This window comes from Roseobacter sp. HKCCD5988 (assembly GCF_037830355.1).
Taxonomy (GTDB): Bacteria; Pseudomonadota; Alphaproteobacteria; order Rhodobacterales; family Rhodobacteraceae; genus M30B80.
The window spans coordinates 1,038,239-1,061,483 of sequence record NZ_JBBLYJ010000001.1 but is presented as its reverse complement, the minus strand read 5'-3'; the positions used below and the strand labels follow the sequence as shown (position 1 = coordinate 1,061,483).

The 23,245-nt window shown below is 55.9% G+C and carries 24 protein-coding genes and 1 riboswitch; of the genes, 13 read left to right on the top strand and 11 right to left on the bottom strand.

Translation table 11 applies throughout. The annotated features are described in order from the left end of the window. Positions 1 to 64: 64 nt before the first annotated feature. Positions 65 to 1,162 carry an ABC transporter ATP-binding protein gene (locus AAC636_RS05305; protein WP_317655923.1) on the bottom strand — a complete coding sequence of 366 codons (1,098 nt, stop codon included), beginning with the start codon at positions 1,160 to 1,162 and terminating at the stop codon, positions 65 to 67. A 294-nt stretch (positions 1,163 to 1,456) separates the two neighbouring features. Between AAC636_RS05305 and AAC636_RS05300 the strand changes: the two genes are divergently transcribed. Next, on the top strand, positions 1,457 to 3,253 hold the full coding sequence (locus AAC636_RS05300; RefSeq protein WP_340300646.1) for an ABC transporter ATP-binding protein: 1,797 nt from the start codon (positions 1,457 to 1,459) through the stop codon (positions 3,251 to 3,253). Here the strand turns inward: AAC636_RS05300 and AAC636_RS05295 are convergent. Next, positions 3,250 to 3,564: a periplasmic heavy metal sensor gene (locus tag AAC636_RS05295; RefSeq protein ID WP_340300645.1), complete on the bottom strand. Its 315-nt coding sequence runs from the start codon at positions 3,562 to 3,564 to the stop codon at positions 3,250 to 3,252. The two genes, AAC636_RS05300 and AAC636_RS05295, sit on opposite strands and share 4 nt — an antisense overlap. Further along, complete coding sequence (locus AAC636_RS05290; protein ID WP_340300644.1) at positions 3,531 to 3,830, bottom strand: hypothetical protein; 300 nt, start codon at positions 3,828 to 3,830, stop codon at positions 3,531 to 3,533. Before AAC636_RS05290 ends, AAC636_RS05295 begins: the two co-directional genes overlap by 34 nt. A 190-nt stretch (positions 3,831 to 4,020) precedes the next feature. Between AAC636_RS05290 and AAC636_RS05285 the strand changes: the two genes are divergently transcribed. The 3 genes from AAC636_RS05285 (at position 4,021) to pepN (ending at position 7,763) form a co-directional block, all read left to right on the top strand. Then, the gene (locus AAC636_RS05285) at positions 4,021 to 4,452 is read left to right on the top strand and encodes a DUF983 domain-containing protein (RefSeq protein WP_340300643.1); all 432 of its coding nucleotides are present in this window, start codon (positions 4,021 to 4,023) and stop codon (positions 4,450 to 4,452) included. After that, complete coding sequence (locus AAC636_RS05280) at positions 4,442 to 5,056, top strand: NUDIX hydrolase (protein ID WP_340300642.1); 615 nt, start codon at positions 4,442 to 4,444, stop codon at positions 5,054 to 5,056. The genes AAC636_RS05285 and AAC636_RS05280 overlap by 11 nt, the downstream gene beginning before the upstream one ends. A gap of 79 nt (positions 5,057 to 5,135) precedes the next feature. After that, complete coding sequence (gene pepN, locus AAC636_RS05275) at positions 5,136 to 7,763, top strand: aminopeptidase N (protein WP_340301094.1); 2,628 nt, start codon at positions 5,136 to 5,138, stop codon at positions 7,761 to 7,763. Here pepN and AAC636_RS05270 read toward each other — a convergent pair. Together AAC636_RS05270 and AAC636_RS05265 are read right to left on the bottom strand one after the other, a co-directional pair. Beyond that, positions 7,751 to 8,482, bottom strand: a complete 732-nt coding sequence (locus AAC636_RS05270) for a heparan-alpha-glucosaminide N-acetyltransferase (protein WP_340300641.1) — start codon at positions 8,480 to 8,482, stop codon at positions 7,751 to 7,753. The genes pepN and AAC636_RS05270 overlap by 13 nt on opposite strands. Continuing rightward, on the bottom strand, positions 8,479 to 9,096 hold the full coding sequence (locus tag AAC636_RS05265; protein WP_340243018.1) for a transglycosylase SLT domain-containing protein: 618 nt from the start codon (positions 9,094 to 9,096) through the stop codon (positions 8,479 to 8,481). The genes AAC636_RS05270 and AAC636_RS05265 overlap by 4 nt, the downstream gene beginning before the upstream one ends. 133 nt (positions 9,097 to 9,229) lie before the next feature. Between AAC636_RS05265 and gatB the strand changes: the two genes are divergently transcribed. Continuing rightward, a complete protein-coding gene (gene gatB, locus AAC636_RS05260) occupies positions 9,230 to 10,744 on the top strand; it encodes an Asp-tRNA(Asn)/Glu-tRNA(Gln) amidotransferase subunit GatB (protein ID WP_340300640.1) in 1,515 nt (504 codons plus the stop codon). A 6-nt stretch (positions 10,745 to 10,750) separates the two neighbouring features. Here the strand turns inward: gatB and AAC636_RS05255 are convergent, their stop codons facing one another. Further along, positions 10,751 to 11,023, bottom strand: coding sequence for a BolA family protein (locus AAC636_RS05255; RefSeq protein WP_340300639.1), 273 nt, complete (start codon positions 11,021 to 11,023; stop codon positions 10,751 to 10,753). A 77-nt stretch (positions 11,024 to 11,100) separates the two neighbouring features. Between AAC636_RS05255 and AAC636_RS05250 the strand changes: the two genes are divergently transcribed. Both AAC636_RS05250 and AAC636_RS05245 read left to right on the top strand, forming a co-directional pair. Next, a complete protein-coding gene (locus AAC636_RS05250) occupies positions 11,101 to 11,736 on the top strand; it encodes a DnaJ domain-containing protein (protein WP_340261108.1) in 636 nt (211 codons plus the stop codon). Continuing rightward, entirely contained in the window at positions 11,737 to 12,951 is a 1,215-nt protein-coding gene (locus AAC636_RS05245; protein WP_340300638.1) for a BaiN/RdsA family NAD(P)/FAD-dependent oxidoreductase, read from the top strand. Here the strand turns inward: AAC636_RS05245 and AAC636_RS05240 are convergent. The 3 genes from AAC636_RS05240 to metZ form a co-directional block, all read right to left on the bottom strand. Next, on the bottom strand, positions 12,926 to 14,374 hold the full coding sequence (locus AAC636_RS05240) for a TrkH family potassium uptake protein (RefSeq protein ID WP_340300637.1): 1,449 nt from the start codon (positions 14,372 to 14,374) through the stop codon (positions 12,926 to 12,928). The genes AAC636_RS05245 and AAC636_RS05240 overlap by 26 nt on opposite strands. 227 nt (positions 14,375 to 14,601) lie before the next feature. Then, complete coding sequence (gene folE2 / locus AAC636_RS05235; protein WP_340300636.1) at positions 14,602 to 15,699, bottom strand: GTP cyclohydrolase FolE2; 1,098 nt, start codon at positions 15,697 to 15,699, stop codon at positions 14,602 to 14,604. A gap of 168 nt (positions 15,700 to 15,867) precedes the next feature. Beyond that, entirely contained in the window at positions 15,868 to 17,064 is a 1,197-nt protein-coding gene (gene metZ, locus AAC636_RS05230) for an O-succinylhomoserine sulfhydrylase (RefSeq protein WP_340301093.1), read from the bottom strand. 79 nt (positions 17,065 to 17,143) lie between these two features. Beyond that, positions 17,144 to 17,222: riboswitch (SAM riboswitch) on the bottom strand. 240 nt (positions 17,223 to 17,462) lie between these two features. Between metZ and AAC636_RS05225 the strand changes: the two genes are divergently transcribed. Genes AAC636_RS05225 through AAC636_RS05215 form a run of 3 tightly spaced genes read left to right on the top strand, consistent with a single transcriptional unit; the run spans position 17,463 to position 19,131 of the window. Beyond that, positions 17,463 to 17,753, top strand: coding sequence for a hypothetical protein (locus AAC636_RS05225; protein ID WP_340261113.1), 291 nt, complete (start codon positions 17,463 to 17,465; stop codon positions 17,751 to 17,753). 9 nt (positions 17,754 to 17,762) lie between these two features. Further along, on the top strand, positions 17,763 to 18,728 hold the full coding sequence (locus AAC636_RS05220; protein ID WP_340300635.1) for a DUF2927 domain-containing protein: 966 nt from the start codon (positions 17,763 to 17,765) through the stop codon (positions 18,726 to 18,728). Positions 18,729 to 18,780: 52 nt separating this feature from the next. Next, the gene (locus AAC636_RS05215; RefSeq protein ID WP_340300634.1) at positions 18,781 to 19,131 is read left to right on the top strand and encodes a hypothetical protein; all 351 of its coding nucleotides are present in this window, start codon (positions 18,781 to 18,783) and stop codon (positions 19,129 to 19,131) included. Between the two features lie 60 nt (positions 19,132 to 19,191). Here the strand turns inward: AAC636_RS05215 and AAC636_RS05210 are convergent, their stop codons facing one another. Further along, complete coding sequence (locus tag AAC636_RS05210) at positions 19,192 to 20,349, bottom strand: FAD-dependent monooxygenase (protein ID WP_340300633.1); 1,158 nt, start codon at positions 20,347 to 20,349, stop codon at positions 19,192 to 19,194. A 78-nt stretch (positions 20,350 to 20,427) separates the two neighbouring features. Beyond that, positions 20,428 to 20,850, bottom strand: coding sequence for an RNA polymerase-binding protein DksA (gene dksA, locus AAC636_RS05205; RefSeq protein ID WP_340261486.1), 423 nt, complete (start codon positions 20,848 to 20,850; stop codon positions 20,428 to 20,430). Between the two features lie 356 nt (positions 20,851 to 21,206). Between dksA and AAC636_RS05200 the strand changes: the two genes are divergently transcribed. The 3 genes from AAC636_RS05200 to AAC636_RS05190 are packed head-to-tail and all read left to right on the top strand — an operon-like array spanning position 21,207 to position 23,242. Then, positions 21,207 to 21,653 (top strand): GNAT family N-acetyltransferase, encoded by a 447-nt coding sequence (locus tag AAC636_RS05200; RefSeq protein ID WP_340300632.1) that lies wholly within the window; start codon positions 21,207 to 21,209, stop codon positions 21,651 to 21,653. Further along, positions 21,643 to 23,046 carry a DUF2927 domain-containing protein gene (locus AAC636_RS05195; protein ID WP_340300631.1) on the top strand — a complete coding sequence of 468 codons (1,404 nt, stop codon included), beginning with the start codon at positions 21,643 to 21,645 and terminating at the stop codon, positions 23,044 to 23,046. The genes AAC636_RS05200 and AAC636_RS05195 overlap by 11 nt, the downstream gene beginning before the upstream one ends. 22 nt (positions 23,047 to 23,068) lie before the next feature. Then, positions 23,069 to 23,242: a hypothetical protein gene (locus tag AAC636_RS05190; protein WP_340300630.1), complete on the top strand. Its 174-nt coding sequence runs from the start codon at positions 23,069 to 23,071 to the stop codon at positions 23,240 to 23,242. The last annotated feature ends 3 nt before the right edge of the window (positions 23,243 to 23,245 follow it).

Below are 23,245 nucleotides of genomic sequence, written 5' to 3'. Positions count from 1 at the left end.
GTTACCTGGTATGGTCTTATGCATGGCCACCCTCCAGGCGAAGGTGGCAGCTTAGGCCATGCGCTTAAGCATCAAGCGCGCGGCAATCGTCAGGCAACCATCCTATTTCAATCTGGGTGCCAGGTGTGAGTCGTTTTTGATCGGGGGCGTTGCGGGTCTTAATGATGAAGTCATCCGACCCGGCCACGCGCAGGCGCGTGCGGAAAATATCGCCCATGTAAATAAATTCGAGAACCTCGCCTTTCAGCGTATGCGCGTCAGGCGAAAGGCGGCGCTTGTCCATTTCCACCCGCTCGGGACGGATTGAAACAGTTGTGCGATCCCCCACGGCCGAGACGTTTACAGGCCGCGCGTCAATTTCGTCACCGCTGTCCAGCTTTACAACGCAGCGATCGCCTGAGATTTTCGTCACCACACCCGAAAGCGTGTTATTTTCGCCAATAAACTGCGCCACAAAGCTGTTTTGCGGCTGTTCATAGAGAACATCAGGCGGATCAAGCTGTTGGATACGGCCATCATCGAACACCGCGACACGATCTGACATGGTCAGGGCTTCGGTCTGGTCATGGGTCACATAAACTGTCGTGATGCCCAACTGATGCGCCAGATTGGTGATTTCAAATTGCATATGTTCGCGCAATTGCTTGTCGAGTGCCCCCAAAGGTTCGTCCATCAAAACAAGCTCAGGCTCGAACACCAAGGCCCGCGCCAAGGCGATACGCTGTTGTTGCCCACCCGAAAGCTGCGCGGGACGGCGACCGCCAAAATCCCCCATCTGCACCATATCAAGCGCGCGTTTGATCTTTCCTTCGCGCTCTGATTTTCCCATGCCGCGCACTTCCAAGGGGAAGGCAAGGTTTTCTGCAACCGACATATGCGGGAACAAAGCGTAATTCTGGAACACCATCCCAATGCCGCGCTTATGGGGCGGAATGTTGTTGATCGGACGACCCTGCAACAGGATCTCGCCATGGGTGGCTGTCTCGAAACCTGCAAGCATCATCAAGCAGGTCGTTTTGCCCGACCCCGAAGGCCCAAGCATCGTTAGAAATTCGCCCTGACCGATCTGAAGGTTAAGATCTTTTACGACCAGCGTTTCGCCATCGTAACTTTTCTGGACATGCTCAAAAGCGACAAACGCGTCTTTTGCTGTGTCGAACAAAGTGTCGAACTCCCGTTGTGGTTGCGGTGTAGCCCCGCATTCAATTGCCCTAAGCTAAACAGCCTGAGCCTTAGATGACAACCAATTAACAGAAATTAGTGCAAAACCGTCCTGAAAACGCCGCTTTGCACCTCAGAAAAGACATCGACCCGAAAACAATGGCGGATTCAGGAAATATGACCACATACATTGCGGGTGCTTGTTTGCAGGGGCGGCATAGCCTAATCAGGGCGGATGATGATTTGCTAAGCATTCTTTAGCAGAATGCGTAATTTTTCGCAGATTTGGAGACGCATGTCAGACCCAAGCCCCGCATCAGATTCGCAGACTAAGGCCCCAAATGGGGTTGACCTGCGCTCGTCTCGACTTGTGATCCGCCTGTGGCGCGAGCATGTCCTCAAATATTGGCCCGCCCTGACATTCGCACTGATCTTGATGAGCCTTGAAGGCGCCGCACTTGGTGCATTTGCATGGATGGTGCGCCCTCTATTCGATGAACTTTTTGCCGCACAATCCTTGGATGGGCTTTGGAAAGTGGTCACGGTCATCGGCTTTTTGTTCCTGTTCCGCGCCGTTGCGGGCTTTGTGCAGCGCGTCATTATGTCGGCGCTTGGCCTAAATGTGACAACCGCGTTGCAAACACGCCTGGTCGAGCATCTTTTGACGCTTGATGGCGCCGTCTTTACCCGCCACCCCCCAGGTGAATTGATCGAACGCGTGCGCGGGGACAGCCAGACGCTGCAATCTGCGGCGACAAGTGTCCTTCTCTCCTTTGGGCGTGATTTAGTTTCGCTTGTGGCTTTGTCCTTTGTGATGTTCTCAAATGATTGGCAATGGTCACTGGTGGCCTTGGTTGGGCTGCCTTTGATGATCGTGCCCATGACCCTGCTGCTCAAGCAAATCCGCCGCACCGCATTTGCCGCGCGCGAGGCTGCCGCGACCCTGACCACGCGGCTGGACGAGATGTTTCACGGCATTCAATCCATCAAGGTCAACCGCCTTGAGGCGCATGAGCGCGGGCGGTTTGAGCGCAGCGTCAAGCAATACCTCAAGCAACAGATCCGCTCGAGTGCAGGCCAATCCGCGAACCCCTCGTTGATCGACCTCATGTCGGGGATTGGGTTTGTTTCGGTCACATTGTTTGGGGCTACCGCCATTGTGACGGGTGATAAATCGGTGGGAGATTTCATGTCCTTTATCACCGCGCTTTCGCTGATGTTCGACCCGCTCAAACGTCTGTCAAATATTGCAGGCAGCCTTCAGGCCGCCGCAGCCTCGCTAGAGCGGATCTATTCCATGCTTGATCTGCGCCCCACGGTTCTTAGCCCTGCCCACCCTGCCCCGCTGAGTTCTGGCGATATCTGCTTTGAGAAAGTCGAATTCTCCTATGGCGACATGCCCGTTCTGCGTGATCTGACCTTCACCGCCAAAGAGGGGCAGACCACCGCGATTGTGGGGCCATCAGGCGCGGGCAAGACCACGCTGTTTGCCTTGCTGACACGCTTGATTGATCCAGTGGCAGGCAGGGTGCGCATCGGCAGTGTTGCAACAACCGAGGCTGATCTGGCCGCCTTGCGTGACATGATCGCGGTTGTGGGCCAAGACACGGCGCTGTTCGATGAAAGCATCGAAGATAATATCCGCATGGGGCGGCTTGATGCTGACAGCGCCGATGTGGCCAAAGCCGCAGAAAACGCCGCCGTGATGGAATTTGCCAAATCCCTGCCCGCAGGGTTGGAAACGGCTGTTGGCCCGCGCGGCTCGTCCCTGTCGGGCGGCCAACGTCAGCGCGTGGCCATCGCCCGCGCGATGCTGAAAGATGCGCCGATTTTGTTGCTGGATGAACCCACATCGGCCCTCGACACGCAATCTGAAAAATTGGTGCAAACCGCCCTGTCGCGCCTATCGCAAGGGCGCACGACCCTTGTAATTGCGCATCGGCTGTCCACCATTCGCGATGCCGATAAGATTGTGGTCATGGATAAAGGCCATGTTGTCGAAGAAGGCACCCATGACAGCCTGATGCAAAGGGGCGGCATTTACGCGCGTCTTGTTGAATTGCAATCCGCAGGGATGAGTGCCGATCTCTAACGCCTGCGCCCTTCGGCCAATTCATCGGCCAAGGCCGCGCGGCGTTCAGGCGGCATATCCGCGATCAAATCAACCAAGGCACGATGCCCGCTTTCCTGTATGGCGCCGCGATATCCGCGCTGCTCAGACAGGGCCTGCATCAACGCATCAGGCACAAAGGGGGTTGCGCGCAACGCAGCCTCAACCTGCAGATTGGCCGCCCCGATCCCACGGCGCGCGGCGCCCATCCCTTCGCGCCCGCCCATGCGCCCGATCAACATCCGCATTTCATCGCGGTTCAATTCCCCCGCCAATGGCGCCAAACTGCGCAAGGCGTTGATCCGCTCACGCGGGCCTCAAGGGAGGCACTCAATTCTTGGGCGTCCAACGTGCCATCCCCGTTGGTGTCTTGGGCCGCAAATCGCGCCTCTGGCATACGCGCCAGTTCCTCAGCCGTGACCTGACCATTGCGATCCGCATCTAGGGCGGCAAATATCGCATCTGCATCGGCCTGCGCCATTGGGGCGGCGGTTACCATTTGCGCAGCAAGACCCAACAGCATGGCCAAGCCCAAAGTGAAAAGTTTGAATGTGCTCATCTCAATAACTCCTGATCTTGTGGCAAATGGCCCATCCATCCGCCGATCCATTCCTTTCACGCGCTCGCCCGCAGTTTCCGTCACACTTTTTTGCAGCTCTCTTTTGCCCCGCGTCAAAACGGCCCGCCCCTTTGCCAATGATTGCGCTTTGCGCTAGGGCTAAGGTCGAGATAAGAAAAGGATGCCCGCCATGGCAAACCCCAGCACCGAAGCGGCTGAAATAGATCCAATCACTGCCTTGGCGGATGGTATTTTCGATAATGTCCCGCAGGAACGCCCAACATGGCCCGCGATTGCCAAAGCCATGCGCGGCCGCTGCCCGTGCTGTGGTGGGGGCGCACTGTTTAGCGGCTATCTGAACCTTGTAAAAACCTGTGGCAGCTGTGGCGAAGATCTGAGCCACGCCCGCGCGGATGATGGGCCTGCCTATTTAACGATCCTCGTTACAGCGAAAATCTTGGGCACGTTAATGCTCTGGGTTTATACGGCCTATCAACCAAGCCCATGGGTTATGGCAGGCGGCTTTTCGCTTGGGGCCTTTGTGGTGGCACTGTTCCTCTTGCCCCGCTTTAAGGGGCTGATTGTGGGCATCCAATGGGCCAAGCGGATGCATGGTTTCTGATCCTCCCATTCGGGATGCCGCAAGCATCATCTTATTGCGCGACAGCGCAAAAGGCGCGCAGGTCTTAATGGGCCAACGCGGGGCATCTGCCGCGTTCATGCCGCAAAAATTTGTATTCCCCGGCGGGGCGGTGGATGCGGTGGATTACGACACCCCGCTTGCCCACGCAATCCCTGATGCGCTTGCAGCGCGCCTCGGCCATGACAGCGCCTGTTCACCCGAGGCCTTGATCAACGCAGCCTTTCGCGAGTTGCACGAAGAAACAGGGCTCAGCCTTGGCCCACACGACCCGCGAAGGGTTGATTTCTTTTTTCGTGCCGTCACCCCCACAGGCCGCCCACGCCGCTTTGACGCGCGCTTTTTTTTGGCGCTTGCTGATGATCTGAGGGGCGTTGCGCAGGATTTCACCAAAGGCGATGGCGAGTTGTCTCATCTGACATGGCTTGATCTGGCAGAGGCGCAACGCTTGGACATCCCCTTTATCACCCATGTGATCCTCGCGGAATTATCCCAAGCGGTGGCGCGCCACGGCTATGGATTTCGGCCGGAAGCGGTGGCGTTCTTTGACAATCGCACAGATATATCGCGGTTTTACTGGCTCTAACCCACCTATCTGGTTGCAGCCTGTCACCGCCGCGCATAGCCTAAGGCCAACCCTTCCCCGATATAATGAGGCCTGCCCCGTGTCCGCCCTGCCCCTTGATGCAACATCCACCACTGCCACGCCCCGCACCATTTGGCTCAGTGACTACACCCCTACCGAGTATTTGATTGACCAGGTGCATCTCACTTTTCGCCTTGCACCAAAGGCCACGCGGGTCATTTCACGGATCACCTTTCGTCCCAACCCCGAGGCGCAAGGTTTGGGCGAAGGGGCGCTTGTGCTTGATGGCGAGGATCTGCGACTGATTTGGGCAAAGATAGATGGAACAGCGTTAGGTGAGGCCGACTATCGCCTCAGTGAGACTGCCCTGACTGTGCCTGCCGCACGCCTGCCAGAGGGCGGCTTTGTTTGGGAGGCCGAAGTCGAAATCGCACCACAGGATAACACAGCCCTTGAGGGGCTTTATATGTCCAAGGGCATGTATTGCACCCAATGCGAGGCGGAAGGGTTTCGCAAAATAACCTATTACCCCGACCGCCCCGATGTCATGGCGCCCTTTGATGTGCGCATTGAGGGGGATGCACCGATCCTACTGTCCAATGGCAATCGGGGCGAGACAGGCGCAGGCTATGCAGAATGGCATGACCCTTGGCCCAAACCTGCTTATCTCTTTGCTCTGGTGGCAGGCGATTTGCGCGCCTATAACGATCAGTTCACCACGGCCTCGGGACGCGAGGTTGATCTCAATATCTATGTCCGCCCCGGTGATGAGGGGTATTGCGCCTATGCGATGGACGCGCTCAAGCGGTCAATGATCTGGGATGAACAGGTGTATGGCCGCGAATATGACCTTGATCTGTTTAACATCGTGGCGGTCGATGATTTCAACATGGGCGCGATGGAGAATAAGGGGCTGAACATCTTCAACTCCAAATATGTTTTGGCCAGCCCTGAAACCGCAACGGATCAAGATTATGCCTTTATCGAGCGGATCATCGCCCATGAATATTTCCACAATTGGACAGGCAATCGCATCACCTGCCGCGATTGGTTTCAACTCTGCCTCAAAGAGGGCTTAACCGTCTTTCGCGATCAACAGTTCAGCGCAGATGCCCGATCCGCGCCTGTGCAGCGAATTGGTGATGTGCTGAATCTGCGTGCGCGCCAATTCCGTGAGGATGCAGGCCCATTGGCGCATCCTGTACGCCCTGCAAGTTTTGTCGAGATCAACAATTTCTACACGGCCACTGTTTACGAAAAAGGGGCGGAGTTGATCCGAATGCTGCGGCTTTTGGTGGGCGAAGGGGCCTATCGCGCGGCGCTTGATCTCTATTTCGACCGCCATGATGGGCAGGCCTGCACCATCGAGGATTGGTTGCAGGTGTTCGAGGACACCACCTTGCGCGATCTGTCGCAATTCAAACGGTGGTATGAACAGGCAGGCACGCCGCGTTTGACGGTCACCTCCACCTATCAAGATGGGCGCTTGGTGCTGAAATTGGCACAGCGCACCGACCCTACCCCCAACCAACCGCTGAAAGAGCCATTGTTGTTCCCTGTGGCGCTTGGCCTATTGGGTCAGGACGGGCGCGAATTGCGGCCCACGCAGATTGTCGAAATGGCGGATCCTGAGATGGAATTGGTGTTTGACGATCTGCCTGAGGCCCCTGTGCTGTCGGTCTTGCGCGAATTCTCGGCCCCAGTGATTTTAGAAATCGAGCAAGATTTTGCTGCGCGCGCAACCCTCTTTGCCCATGACACAGACCCGTTCAACCGATGGGAAGCGGGCCGCAGCCTGTCACGTGAGGTTCTGTGCGCAATGATCACCAATGGGACAGCCCCGAACCCTGACTATATCTCAGCCCTCGCTGCGGTGGTGCAGGATGACACGCTCGACCCCGAGTTTCGGGCGCTATGCGCAAGCCTGCCAAGCGAAGATGCGCTGGCCAATGATTTGGCCGAAGCAGGCGTGGTGCCTGATCCAAGCAGCATCCACGAGAAGCGCCGCGCTTTGGAACAGGCCATCGCAGCTGCACTTGCGCCGATTTACGCGCGGCTGTTCGAAACACTGACCGATAAAGACGGCTATAGCCCTGATGCGGCCTCTGCAGGCCGGCGCAGTTTGCGCAACGTGGCCCTGCGCGCCTTGACCCTTGTGCATGGCCCAGAGCTCGCGCAGACGCAATTCGAGACGGCCACCAATATGACCGATCAATTGGCCGCTTTCGGTGCGCTGTTGGATCACGGGAGTGGTGTTGCACAGCAGGCAAGCATTGCCTTCTACGACCAATGGCATGAAAACCGCATCGTGATGGATAAATGGTTCATGCTGCAAATCGCCCATGCCGCCCCTGATGAGGCCGCGCAAGTTGCACATCGCCTGGCCGAGCACGCAGATTTTGATTGGAAAAACCCCAATCGCTTCCGCGCGGTGATTGCAGGTCTGACCTCAGCCAACCCGGCGGGCTTTCATGCGCCCTCAGGCGCGGGCTATCAGTTCCTCGCGGATTGGCTAATCCGCATGGACGGCAAAAACCCGCAAACCGCGGCACGGATGTCCACCGCCTTTGAGACATGGGCGCGCTATGATGTTGATCGTCAGGCCCTGATCCAAGAGGCGCTAAAGCGTATTTCTGACACCCCGAACCTCAGCCGCGACATGAGCGAGATGGTGGCAAGAATGCGTGCGGGTTATCAAGGCGCATAATCCAGCAGCCAAACATATCCACCGACCAATGCCAGGAGCACGGGTTGGTGGATTAAATAAAACGCAAGGGAATTGCGCCCCAAAAGGGCCAAACCCACCCCAAGCGCACCACCGCATATCTTTTGGGGTATGATCGGCCTGCCCAGATCACGGGCAAATTGCGCCCAAGCCATGCCCAAAAGATAGGGGCCGATCCATGGCAAGATTGGCAAATAATCCACTGTCACAGGCCGCGCCGCCTGTGCGCCTGTGATCCAAAATATCGGGTGCTCAAGCGCAGGCAGGCGCAGCCAAACCCCTGCGGCAAGGGTCAAGACACCAAGCACGGCCAAGCCCCAAGCAGGCACACGCCCCAAAAGGACAATCCCCACTAGGCTTGCAGCCGCCATCATGTGCAAAATACCCCAAAAGACAAATTGCGCCCCAATGGCAAAATAGGTCGTAACGCTGACCGCCGCCGCAGCAGCGACCAAAATTCCCCATCGCCGCCAAAAGGCGGGCCACCGCCGCCCCACCCCATGGGCCAAGACCATGCTGAGGCCCGACAGGAACAGAAAGCTGCCCGCAATCGCGATAGCATAGCCGCGCATATAGGGGGACAGGGCTGTGCCCGAAGGCACAAGCCCGAATAAATCAAGATCAAAGATGAAATGATAGCTTGCCATGGCCACAAGCGCGACACCGCGCGCCTGATCCAAACCCGACAAGCGCGCCGTCATGACTGGCAGTAATCCTGCTCCGACACCCAACCGCGAATATCATTGCGCAAGGCTTCGCGTTGCAACGGCCCCCAATCAGCCGCAACCCCGCCTTGATCTGCGGCAATGACCCCATCGCGCACGACAGTTGATGACCAAATGCGCAGAGCGCAGCGCAAATTCGCCTCGCCCTCGCGCAAAGCCTCGCTTGTGCCAGCAGCACAGCCATAGCCGCGCGCAGTTGCGGGCGAGATTTGCAAAAGACCATGCCACTTGCCATTGGACGAAATCGCATCTTCGCGGAAGGTGCTTTCACGATAGGCCAAACTGGACAAAAGCCCGTTCCAAAACGCAGCACGCTGTTCTGGGTTCGCCTCATCATAGGCGGGACACCATGCCTCAATATCCGCAGGGGTTGTCTCAACCAAAACGGCCGCGTCCTCCTCCAACATCGAGAGGCTTGCCTTTGTCCAATCTTGGGCCTGTGGGGTTTCATCCCAACGTGCGGCGGGCAAATCAGCCTGCGCGCCGACACATCCCATCAAAACCGCCGCGCCCAAAAAGGTTGCAGCACATTTGCCGAATTTCCGCGCATGATGCGCCAGATCGCGTTCATTCCTTTTGAATGAAAACATGCAATTCCCTCAGGTGGCCAATAGATGCTCGCCCTTTGCCCTTATTTTGCCTCAAAATGCAAGTCCTGCCCTTGCCGCGCCCTACGCGCTGGCCTAGTAAACGGCGGGAAACCGCCTGTTGGAGAGATGCGCCATGCTTGACCTCAGCTATGAAGCCCCAAAACCCAAAGTGATCGCGGGTGCCAAATCCGATTGGGAACTTGTGATCGGGATGGAAGTGCACGCGCAGGTCGCAACCCGTGCCAAACTCTTTTCAGGGGCCTCAACGAAATTTGGGGCAGAACCCAATTCTAACGTGGCCTTTGTGGATGCTGGCATGCCAGGAATGCTGCCTGTGATCAACGAGGCCTGCGTGGCCCAAGCGGTGCGCACAGGGTTGGGCCTGAAGGCAGAGATCAATTTGTTCTCGGCCTTTGATCGCAAAAACTATTTTTACCCTGACCTTCCGCAAGGCTATCAGATCAGCCAATTGTATCACCCCATCGTGGGCGAAGGCGAGGTTTTGGTCGAGCTTGGCGATGGCACGGCACGGATTGTGCGGATTGAACGTATCCACTTGGAGCAAGACGCAGGCAAATCCATCCATGATATGGATCCCGCCCTGTCTTTCGTGGATCTCAACCGCACAGGTGTGGCGTTGATGGAGATCGTCTCGCGCCCCGATATTCGCGGCCCAGAGGAGGCAGCGGCCTATGTCTCTAAATTGCGCCAAATCATGCTCTATCTGGGCACTTGTGACGGGAATATGCAAAACGGCAATCTGCGTGCGGATGTAAACGTGTCTGTCTGCGCACCGGGCGCCTATGAAAAATTCCGTGAAACAGGTGATTTTAGCCATCTTGGCACGCGCTGCGAGATCAAGAACATGAATTCGCTGCGGTTCATTCAACAGGCCATCGAATATGAGGCACGCCGCCAAATCGCCATTATCGAAAATGGCGGCACTGTGGATCAGGAAACACGGCTCTATGATCCTGATAAGGGCGAAACGCGTTCGATGCGGTCGAAAGAAGAGGCGCATGATTATCGCTACTTCCCAGACCCCGACCTCTTGCCGCTTGAGATTGAGCAGGCATGGGTGGACGACGTTCGCGCGAACCTGCCCGAATTGCCCGATGCCAAAAAGGCGCGCTTTATCGGCGATTTTGGCCTTTCAGATTATGATGCCAGCGTTTTGACCGCGGATGTCACCGCCAGCGCGTTTTTCGAAGAGGTCGCTGCCACCGCCAAAGACGGGAAACTGGCCGCGAATTGGGTCATCAACGAACTCTTTGGCCGCCTAAAGAAAGACGAGCGCGAGATCAGTGACAGCCCTGTCTCACCTGCACAGCTTGCAGGCATTATCGCGCTGATTAAGGCGGGGGATATTTCGGGCAAAATCGCCAAAGACCTGTTCGAAATCGTCTATACCGAGGGCGGCGACCCCGCGCAGATTGTCGAAGCGCGCGGCATGAAACAGGTCACGGATACAGGCGCGATTGAAGCAGCGGTAGACGAGATCATTGCCGCCAATCCCGCCCAAGTGGAAAAGGCCAAGCAGAACCCGAAACTTGCGGGATGGTTCGTGGGTCAGGTGATGAAGGCCACAGGCGGCAAGGCAAACCCTGCCGCTGTGAACCAGTTGGTCAGCCAGAAACTGGGGCTGTAACCTTTCTCAGGCGAGCCGCTCAGGCCCGTCTGCATCAATGGCCAAAGCGTGAATTTCGCCCATCAAAGGCTTGCCGATGGCATCATGCACGGCACGATGGCGCGCAATGCGCGACAACCCCGCCAATCCATCGGCGCGGATCACCACGCGAAAATGACTTTCGCCCCCCTCTTGATAGCCGCTATGGCCACGATGGGCCTCACTTTCATCGTGAACATCCAACACTTTGGGATTGAATGCTTTTTCTAATGCGTCACGAATTTTTTCGGTTCTTGTCATGAAAATCTTAACCCTAGCCCTTCACCTTCGCCACCAATAGCTTAGACTGCCCGTTCCGAGTCGAGAAGGACAGGCCCATGACCTACAAAGATCCATTTAATTTTGACCTTCGCGTTTCGACCGACAAGAAAAAACGCAAGACGGGCCGGCGTGGCATGTCTGGGGCATTTGAAACCTCGCAGCGCAAATGCGAGCATCCCGCCTGCGAAGAGGCGGGGCAGTATCGTGCGCCCAAATCCCCCGACAATCTTGAGGATTTCTTCTGGTTCTGTCGCGAACATGTGCGCGAATATAATCTCAAATGGAATTTCTTTGAGGGCACGACCGAAGCCGAGATGGAAGCGCAGCTCGACCGCGATCGCGTCTGGGACAGGCCGACCAAACCCTTCAAAAAATCGGTTGAAGAAAAAGCATGGGCACGGCTAGGCGTGGATGATCCGCATCAGGTTTTGGGCGGCAATGCCACCCGTAATCCAGGGCAGGCAGGTGGGGCACAATCGGGGCGCAAACTGCCGCCCACAGAACGGCGTGCACTTGAGATCTTGGAAGCACGCGACACGATGAACAAGACCGAAATTCGCAAATGCTACAAGGCGCTGATCAAGGTTCTGCATCCCGATATGAATGGCGGTGACCGCTCGGATGAGGAACGCCTCCAAGAGGTGGTCTGGGCTTGGGATCAAATCAAGATCAGCCGTAATTTCGTAGATTAAATGGCACAGCTGCCGCAGCATCATGTCAGCACCCTAATCCTTGGCGCGGGGGCAGCAGGACTGATGGCCGCGGCCCATTCGGGCGCGGGCGTTTTGGTGATAGATCACGCAAAAGCCGCGGGTGAGAAAATCCGCATCTCAGGCGGCGGGCGATGTAACTTTACCAATATTTACTGCGACCCTTCGGCGTTTTTGTCCGAAAATCCGCATTTCGCCAAATCTGCCCTGTCGCGATACGGCCCCTATGATTTTCTAGATTTGGTCAATCGCCACCGCATTTCATGGCATGAGAAAACCTTGGGGCAGCTTTTCTGCGACACCTCTGCCAAAGAGATCATCGCCATGCTGCGGGCCGAGATGGCGGCGGTTGGTGCCGAACTTTGGCTAGAAACAAGCATTTCTTCCGTGCGGCAGAGCGGGGATAAATTTTGCGTATTAGTCGAAAGACAGGGCCAAGCGCGCGAGATATATGCCGATTATCTCATCGTGGCCACGGGCGGAAAATCCATCCCAAAAATGGGCGCTACAGGCTTGGCCTATCAGATTGCAGAAACCTTCGGTCACCGCGTCACCGACACCCGCCCTGCCCTTGTGCCCTTTACGTTTGACGAGGGGCAACGCGCGCGGTTCGCGGCGCTGGCTGGGCTGTCCCTGCCTGTGCGCGCCAAGGCGGCCGATGCAGAATTTGACGAAGCCATGCTTTTCACCCATCGCGGCCTGTCTGGCCCAGCCATTTTGCAAATTTCATCCTATTGGCGCGAAGGGCAAGAGATCACGCTGCATATCGACCCCGAAACCAATTTTTTCGCTGTCCTGCGCGAAGCGCGGGGTCAATCGGGCAAACGCAGCCTGCAAGGGGTGCTGTCCGATTATCTGCCCAAAGCCTTTGTTGCGGATTTTGGGCAAACCCAAAGCCTTGCGGGCAATATCGCCGATTGCAGCGATGCACGCCTGCGCGAGATTGTCGAGGCATTGCAGGATTGGCGACTGCGGCCCACAGCCACCGAAGGGTATCGCACCGCCGAAGTGACCTTGGGCGGTGTCGCGACCGATGGCTTAAGTTCCAAAACCATGCAATCCACGCATATCCCCAACCTCTATTTCATTGGCGAAGCGGTGGATGTCACGGGTTGGTTGGGCGGATATAATTTTCAATGGGCATGGGCCTCGGCCGTTGCGGCAGGGGCGGCTATACGCGCCAAAAGGCAGGCATGAACAGCACCAAAACTGCCAACAATTCAAGGCGGCCAAGCAACATGCCCAGCGTCAAAATCCACTTCGCCGCATCATTGAGCGGCGCGAAATTGCCAGAAGGGCCAATCATATCCCCCAATCCTGGCCCGATATTTGCCAAGGCGGTGGCAGCCCCTGATACCGAGGTGACGAAATCTAGCCCCGTCAGTCCCAAAGCCACCGCGAAAATCCCCAACAGCACGAAGAACAGCACAAAGAACCCCATGACGGAGGAGAGGACATCTGCCGAAACAGGCCGCCCCTCAAAGCGAGGTTCGAACACACCATGGGGGGCCGATAAGCGGCGCACTTGGGTGGAGATGGATTCGAGCAAGATCTGATAGCGGAATATTTTGATGGAACAGGAGGTCGAACCCGCACATCCCCCGATCAAGCCGACAAAGAAGAACACCACCACGGGCAAAGGCCCCCAGAGCTGGTAATCCACCGAAGAATAGCCTGTGCCAGATATGATGGAGGTAACGTTGAACAGCCCTTCGCGGATCCCATGCTCGAGATGGTCGCCATTTGCGATAATCCGATACACTGTCATGATCAGCACAAGGGCCGTGATGACCCCAAGATAAGCGCGCACTTGGCTGTCACGATAAAGCGGTTCTGCCGTGCCCGCCAAAAGCTGCACAAAGCGCACAAAGGGCAGGCTTGCCAAAATCATGAACACCGCCGCGACATATTCAAGCGGGCCTTGATAAACCCCAAAAGAGGCATCCGCGTTCGAAAACCCACCCGTGGACAGCGTGGTAAAGGCGTGGAAGATCGCGTTGTAAAAGGTCATGCCTAAGGCCCAATAAGCCAGAAAGCACAGGAAGGTGAGCGCCACATAGATCACCGAAATACGCGCCGCAATTTCAGTTGCTCGGGGCAAGATTTTTCCCATTGTTTCAAATGCCTCGGAGCGGAAGATTTGCATCCCCCCCACCCGCAATTCGGGCAAAAACACCATCGCGACAACGATGATACCTACCCCGCCAAACCATTGGATCATCGCCCGCCAAAGGTTCAGCCCGTGGGGCAAATATTCCAAGCCTGTGAAAACTGTTGAGCCTGTTGTCGTCAGCCCTGACATCGCCTCAAACACTGCATCAACAATCCGTGCATCTGTTGCGCCGAACACAAAGGGAAGCGCCGCAAAGATCGGCAAAATCGCCCAAATTGCGGTTGTCAGAAGAAAGGTCTGTTGTAGGCTCAGGCCCTGCTGCACCCCATTGGCGCAAGAAAACACCAAAGCAAGGCCGATAAACACCGAGATTGCGGCAGACTCGGCAAAGACACCCCATTCGCCATTGGCCAAGGCAAGATCCACCCCCATAGGCACAAGCATCGACACCCCAAGAAAGGTAACGATCAGGCCAATGACATATCCAACGGGGCGTATATCAAACATGAGGCAGAGCGTTGGCCTCTGACTTAGGCAGTGTCAAGCATGGAAGGGCCTAAAACCCCTCCAAAGCCTTGATCTGGGGCTTCATTTCATTTGCAAACACCACGCCCGCAGTTTACTGTGTTCGTTAGTATACGACCGGACTGCTTCGTCAGACCGAGCAAAGCCTCAAGACAGCGTCACATCCGTGACCCGCGTCTTGGGGCTTTTTTCGTATGGGGTCTTGGCCCTTAGCCGATATGGAACAGGCTTTGGAACAGGCGGGGGTCAAGGCTGGCCTGCTCAAACGTGGCGCCTTCGGTCAAGAGGCTGACCGCATCATGGCTGTGCAGGCTTTCTTGGTGGCTTGCCAAAACGCGGAAATCGCCCACCCGTGGATCGGCTTGCAACTCGCCCGCGAAAAGGCGGGCCGCATCTTCCACAAAGATCGGGTTTGCAGCGTTTAATTCTGCGAAAGCTTGTTCATCCTCGCGTTTCACCATGACCTGCGTTTCTGTTGGCACAGCGCGGCGCGCCATCTCAATCAGGTCTTCAAACCACATACACCCTGCGTCAGGGGCAATCTCGACAGAAATCCGCGCAACAGATCGCTGCGAATGCGGGGTGGCCAATTGCCCACGCGTGGCGCGCGCATGTTCGCTCAATTCAAGCGAGCAGGGGCAGGTCGAAGAATAAACGTAATCCAGATGCACCAATTTCTGGCGCACCCCATCGCGCTCGACCAGTTCCAGCGCAATGTCATAATATTGGTACCCCGACAGGCCAGACCGCAGGCTCTGGACCTTCATTGGGAAGGAAAGGCGCATTTGGATACGCGCATCAAAACTTTCGAGGTCAGATTTGTAATCATCAAGCGCGGCTTCGATCACCTCAAAGCTGAACGTCTTTTCGGCATGGGCATAGAAGCTGCGGATGATGCGGCTCATATTGATGCCCTTTTTGCCCGCCTCTAGGCTGACGGTGCCCGTCACCGAAGTTTCCAGCATCACATCGCCATTGTCGCGGGTGTGATAGCGAATAGGCAGGCGGAAATTGGAAATCCCCACATGTTGGATTTGGCGCTTGGCCCCTTTAATCAGCGAGGCAGGGCCATTTTGAAGATCAGGAAGACCCGCCTTATAGGCTGCGTCCACTTTAAAATCCTGCGGATAGCTGCGCGAAAATTCGGAGTAATCTTGGGAGGGGGTCAAAAGTTTGGAGACAGCAGGATCAAGGGCGGCACGCTCCGCCATGCTTGCGCTTTCCGCCCACTGCTTCAAAAGCGCCAAGGCCGCACGGGCCTCGTCTTGGGTCGGTTCACTCGCAACTGCACCAATATGGACGTTCATCTCATCACCCCTTCGGTCACGCGACCTTACCATTATATGGGTGTTGGTGCGCGGAATCCAAACTTGTTTTGTGAATAGTTTACGATTGTGAACGCCGAACGGATCAATATTGGCCCGATAAATATCGACTAATTCCTTGAGTTTCCGACAAAATCCCAAAAATAATGGTTAATTTGCAGCACGCGCAGCACCGAGCGCGTGTTTTAAATCCATTAACAGGTCGTTAACGTCCTCAAGCCCCACCGAAAGGCGCACAAGACCAGATGTAATGCCCAGATTTTGCTTTTGATCCTCAGGCAAACGCTGGTGGGTCGTTGTTGCAGGATGGGTGATAATGGATTTTGCATCGCCCAAATTATTTGAGATTGTAATGATCTCTAACGCGTTGAGGAACCGAAACGCCGCATCACGCCCGCCCTCCAGTTCAATCGCGATCACTGTGCCGCCTTTTTGCATTTGCGTGCGGGCAAGCATGGCTTGCGGGTGGCTGTCGAGATGCGGATAGAGCACCCGCGCCACACCCGCCTCCCCCTCTAGCCCTTGCGCAATGGCAAGAGCAGTGTCGGCTTGGGCGTTAACCCGCAGGTGGAGCGTTTCCAAACCCTTGAGCATGACCCATGCGTTAAAGGGCGACATCGCCGCGCCTGTATGTTTCAGATAGGGTTCCACGGTCTTACGAATGAACTCACGGGTGCCACAAATCACCCCGCCCAAACACCGCCCCTGCCCGTCAATATGCTTGGTCGTGGAATAGATCACGACATCAACGCCCAGTTTGCGGTTGTCTTGAAACAAGGGAGAGGCAAACACATTATCGACCACCACCAAAGCGCCTGCATCATGGGCCAGACGCGCAACGGCGGCGATATCGACAACCTGCAACGTGGGATTCGAAACACTTTCAAAGAATACAGCGCGGGTTTTGCCCTTGATGATTGCGGCCTCCCATTGGGTAAGGTCATCGCCATCCACAAACGTGACCTCAACCCCGTAACGGGTCAAAATCTCCTCAAGAATGTAGAGACAAGACCCGAACAAGGCGCGCGCAGACACCACATGATCACCCGCGCGCAACATGGACATCAGCGCGCCATTCACCGCCGCCATTCCAGAGGCGGTTGCAAAAGCATCTTCTGTGCCTTCAATCGCCGCGATCCGATCCTCGAACATTGCGACAGTCGGGTTGCCGTAGCGGGCATAGATAAATTCCTCACGCCCCGCTTCGATAAAGCGGGCCTCGGCTGCCTCGGCGCTGTCATAGACAAAACCTTGGGTCATAAAGATTGCCTCAGACACTTCGCCGTATTGGCTACGGCGGGTGCCTGAATGCACCGCGCGTGTCTGCGCCGAAACGGTATCGGGCAAGAGTTTCAATCCTACGGATTGCTTGGCAGCTGCGTCTGACACTTTATATCCCTTCCATCTGAACGGTCGGGCATCATGCGGCAAGCAGGCCTCGACCTCTTTAGCGGCATTTTTTTTGTGGCCCGCAATCCGGTAAACAAATCGCCACGGTACAGGGCATTACGCCTTGCCATAATTAGGGTCAAGGGGCTGCAATACAATACCCGTCGCCACGCTGTGAGATTGCAACCATGACAGATACATTCCAAATCTTTACCAGCCAAACCACCGCAAAGCTGATTAAAGAAAAATATATGTATAAATTTTTATATATTCATTACCACATTGGGTTGCAACGGTGAAATCCAATGCAAGGGTGAAAAAATGATCGATCCTAAGTCCTCAAAATCGACCCAACCGTGGTTGATATTTGGCCACTCGGGGTTGCCGAATTGGCGCATGTCGTGATCGTCGAACAGTATTTTCCGCAAAGAAGTCGAGCGTGGCGTTATTTAATTGAGACGGTGAAACGCGCTAATAAGAAATTGGTTGCAAACATCAAAGATAATCTTGCAAGTGCAGACACAGGACGGATGCTCCGCTCTGCAACTGATGAAGACACCTTCAAGATGGACGCGAAATTGCGCAACACGTTGGCCGCTGGCAAAGACAAAATCCATATGCAACGCTTCCTAAGCGCTGATATGTAAGGCGTCATTATGCATTTTATGAAAAACGCGATGTTTTTAGGACGCAAGTTTTGGCGCGGTCTATGGATGGGAGCGGCGCTTGGCATTTTGGTGGGCTGTCAGGCCATGGGGCCAGCCGCCACGGACCAGAACGGAGTATCAAGCAGCATACCTGTAACCACCCCCTCTGCCGAAAGCGCACTTTACGCGCAATATTATGCCCAAACCGAGGCACGGCTTCTGCGTGAGGGTTTATTGCGCCAATCCACCACCCCCTCGGATGCCCCTGTCTCGCGCCGTGCTTTGGCGCGCAATTTCGAAGCCATTGCGCTATATGATGAATATGCAATGGAAAACGGTCGCTTTGTCGCCCGTCAAACCCCCTCGCGGCTGAGACGATGGATTGATCCTGTCCGTATCGAAGCACATTTTGGGCCAGCAACCGACCCGCAAAAAATGGCAAGGGATCGCCAAATTCTGACCGATTACGCCCGACAACTCAGCCGCGCCGCGGGGCATTCGATTGATTTAGTTGGGTCGGGTGGAAATTTCCATGTGCTGTTCATCAGCCGCGATGAGCAGGCAGAAATCAGCCCCTATCTGCGCAGTATCGAGCCTAGTATTGATACCTCAATCATCCGCGAAATTGAGAACCTGCCGCGCCATACGTTCTGCTCTGTCTATGCATTTGCGCGTTCAAATGCGCGGCCAGAATATCGAAGCGCTATTGCCGTAATCCGCACCGAGCATCCGGATTTGATGCGCACATCCTGCATTCATGAGGAAATCGCCCAAGGGTTGGGATTGCCCAATGACAGCCCCACGGCGCGCCCCTCGATTTTTAATGATGATGAAGAATTCGCCCTTTTGACCGCTCATGACGAATTGCTGTTGCGCGTGCTTTATGATCCGCGCCTGGAGATTGGCATGACTCCCGATGAGGCACGCCCCATTGTTGATGCGATTGCTGCGGAATTAATTGACACTTCTAGATAACGACGACTGCTCACGTTCATTTTTGATTTCATTGAATGGGTAGACTGGAACAGTGATCGTTGAGGCGACGTTTTCAGCAACCATGATATTGGGTGGCCAGATCAAAGGCACCTCCACGCGCCTGCTCCAAATTTATCGTGAGGGCAATTTCGTAGAGGCCAGCGATGACACGCCACTCTTTCAGATTAGCGCGATGCAATATGGCCGCCCCATTTTGGTGCGTGCCTTTGACCTCGAAATGAGTTTTGAGGATGCGGTCAAGCTTTTGATGGTGAGTTTTGACTCGACCTTTAAGGCCAATCTTTCGGTCAACCTGCCGCTTGATCTTCATGTTTATACTGCAGACAGCTTGAAGCATGGAACAATGACACGGATCAAAAAAATGATCCGTATTTCAACGTAATTTCAATGGTTTGGGGAGATGCGCTAAAGCATGCGTTTAACAGCCTACGCCCCTATAGCTTTACGACTTAGTCGGATCAAATCCGTAAATCCACTCAAAGCGTTGCGCCAGCAGATGCGGCGTGTAGCGCGTTACCATGCGTAACCCTGTATGCGCGGCCACCCGAAACAGGCTTGGCCGCATATGATAATGGTCTGCATTGTCCGAGGCCGCCTGAACAATCCGCGCGGTGCGGGGGCGGCGCAGCGCCTCATATTCAGCCAAGGCCCTTGATAGATCATGTGTATCCGAAAGGCGCGCTGCCAAGATCCAAGCATCCTCCAACGCCATATTGGCCCCTTGCGCGAGGAAGGGAAGCGTTGGATGCGCTGCATCCCCCAAAAGCACCAACTGGCCATTTTGCCAGTTGCGCGCGACCGGATGCCGAAACAACCCCCATTGATAGCATTCCGTCACGCGGCCTAAATAGGCACGCGCCTCGGGGCAAAAATCACCAAATCGGCCCGTCAGCTGTGCAGGATCGCCCCGCTCCGACCACGAGTCCTTAACCCACTGGTCATGTTCCTCAACCGCCACGATATTGATCAATGCCCCGCCTCGAAGCGGATAGATCACCATATGGCGGGCAGGCCCCATAAACACCTGCACATCGCGCAACGCATCGCCCTGTTGCGCCTCAATCACGGCGCGCCACGCAACTTGGCCCGTGAAAAACGGATGCCCGCGCGGCTCAAGATGGGTGCGGATGCGGGAATGCAATCCATCTGCCCCGATAATCACATCCGCGCTTTGGCGCTGACCATCGGCCAAGATCACATCACGCCCCTCGACCCCTGTCACAGCCGCGCCAAGGGCAATCTCAACCCCAAGATCACGGGCACGATTGGCCAAAATCTCGATCAAATCCGCCCGATGGACATAGTGATATGGGCGTGTTTGACGGGATAAGGGCACGCGCGCCACCGCCGCCCCTTTGCGAAAATCGCGCAGATATACGGCATTGGCGCGGGGGGATATCGCGCTGATCTCTTCGGCCAGCCCAAGGCCTGCTAACGTGGCCATCCCATTGGGGCTAAGTTGAAGCCCTGCCCCAAAGGCACGGATTTCCTCAGCCTGTTCTAGCACGCGCACCGAAGCGCCCCGTTGCGCAAGGCAGCAGGCCGCAGCCAAGCCACCAATACCCGCCCCAATCACCAAAATATTGCGCCCGATAAGCATGCTCAGCCTCGCACCCGTCAAAGAAAAAAGGCATCCGAAAAGATGCCTTTTTTAATCTTATAAACTCGCTGCGCGCAATCAATCGTCCCGATGGACTTTTTCGCGGCGCTCATGGCGCTCTTGTGCTTCAAGCGTCATGGTCGCAATCGGGCGCGCATCCAGACGTTTAAGGCTGATCGGGTCGCCTGTGACCTCGCAATAACCATATTCGCCCTCATCGATACGGCGCAAAGCAGCATCAATCTTGGTGATCAGCTTGCGCTGACGATCGCGGGTGCGCAATTCAAGCGCGCGGTCTGTTTCCTCACTCGCACGATCCGCAACATCAGGGATGCTGCGCGTGCCATCTTGCAGCGCGGTGACAGTTGTGCGGCTTTCATCAAGCAGATCAGCTTTCCAGTTGAGCAGTTTCCTGCGGAAATACTCTAACTGTCGCTCATTCATAAACGGCTCGTCCTCGGCGGGACGATAGTCTTCTGGAAGAAAGGTCTCAGCTTTCATCTCGTTCCCCTCAGCGGCGGCTGACCCGATTTTTGATTTTGCATCAGACGTCATTTTACCACCTCGGGCTTCGCTTACAGGATGGCGTGGGCAATGTCACCCACCTAAAGACGGTTTTTCCGCTCAAAATCACCTGAACGGATCGGCGCGCCCCTAGGCCCTATTATGAAACCCGTTTCTAACTGCGCCTCAAATCGCTTTGGACTGACGAATGGCCCCAATTCGGCTTGGCCCGCGCAATTTGTCGCGGCTATAATGCCTCAGGGATTATCACCCAGAACAACACCAGTTTTCGCCAAATTCGCGACAGAATCTGTGGATACATCCGCAACAGCAATTGGTAGTCGGAGTAACATATGCCCAGCTCAATCGATATTTTGCCCTTGCGCCCAGAGGATCGGAGCGCGTGGGAGGGGCTGTGGAAGGCCTATCTCGCATTCTACGAAACCACCCTCGCCGAGGCGGTGATTGATCTCAGCTTTACCCGCTACAGCACCCCTGCGCATGGCGATATGATGGCATGGTTGGCATGGCAGAATGGGCGCGCGATTGGTTTGGTTCATGTCATCTCTCACGCTCACGGGTGGAAGGCCGAACCCGTAACATATCTGCAAGATCTGTTTGTCGCGCCTGATGCACGCGGGCAGGGTATCGGGGCCGCTTTGATTGACCATGTCTGCGCCGATGCCGCAGCGGCAGGGCGGCCTTCGGTGTATTGGCTGACACAAAGCCACAATGCGACAGCGCGTCGGCTTTATGATCGCGTGGCAACGGATACGGGCTTTGTGAAATATGCGAAATAAATTAAATCGCGCTTTTGGCTTTTTGGCGCTGCTCACGCTGTGGGCCTGCATGGCCGATATGCCGCGCGATGATGCGGCGGCGCGTCTTGCGCCCGCATTGGACACATCCTCATCTGATCTGCCAAATTTTGGTGCGCCAAACCCAATCCGTTTCTCGCGCAGCAACCAATCCTTAGCTGAAGATTTCATGGCCCTCAGTTTTGTTTTGGAATCGGGGCGGCAAATCCCACGAATCAGCCGTTTTGAAGGGCCGATTACTGTGGCCCTTGCCCCGTCCGCCCCACCTGCATCGGAGGGGGAGCTGTCGCGCCTGCTGACCCGTCTGCGCACCGAAGCGGGGATTGCGATCAGCGCAACCGCCTATCGCACGAACAGCCCCGCAAAAATCACAATCGAGGGCCTGCCCGCTGAACGCATTGCGGCTGCCGTGCCTCAAGCGGCCTGTTTTGTCGCGCCCAATGCCAGCACATGGCAAGAATTCATCCGCCAAAGAGGGCGCGTCACCTCCGATTGGGCGAGCCTCACCAACCGAAACCGCGCGGCTATTTTCCTGCCCGCCGATGCCAGCCTGCAAGAAATGCGTGATTGCCTCCACGAAGAATTGGGGCAGGCTTTGGGGCCATTGAATGACCTATATGACCTGACCGACAGTGTCTTTAACGATGACAATTTTAATGCGGTGCTCACCACGACCGATATGATGTTTCTGCGGATCTTCAATGACCCGTCCCTGCAAAGCGGCATGGGTCAGGCCGATGTCGCAGCGCGCCTGCCCGCGATTTTGGGGCGGATCAACCCGACAGGCGGTGTTGTGTCTAGCATCAATCTGGCCAACCGCGACAATCGGGCATGGTCAAATGCCATTGGTCGCGCGCTTGGCCCGAATATGCCCGAAGGACAGCGCCTTGAACACGCGCAAGCGGCGCTCAACATTGCGCAACGCTCAAACATGCGCGATGCGCGTTTGGGATTTAGCTATTATGCCTTGGGTCGGATTGCCTTGGGCCGCGACCCTGATCGTGCCGCAGCGGCCTTTGCATCGGCGCAAGATATATATCAACGCCTGCCCAACACCGATGTGCAGCGCGCCCGTATCGCGATGCAAATCGGGGCCTTGGCCCTCGCGCGCGGGGATATGACCGCCGCGCTTTTGCAAAGCACAACCGCCCTTCCGATTGCGCGGCGCAGTGAAAATGCCCATCTCTTGGCAAGCCTTTCAATGCTGCGCGCAACAGCACTCGAAGGATTGGGGCGCGGGTCTGAGGCGCAGAGATCACGGCTTGAAGCCTACGCATGGGGCCGCTATGAGTTTGCGGATCGCAGCCTGATGCAAATTCGTTTGGGCGAAATCGCAAATCTCGCTCCAAACGCAACCCAAGCCGCGCGCAATTAAGACGAGAAAAGGACAGCTTCGCATGATCCCCTTGCCCGCACTTCTTGGCCTTTTGGGCGGCATTGCCCTCGGCCTCTTTATGGCCTTTCGCAAAAAGGGCAATAAGCTAGACCTGTTGCATTATGGCTCGGTCTGCGGGCTGATCGGGTTCACTTTGGGCTATTTTGTGATGTTGGTCGTGCCTGCCCCCGTTTAGGCA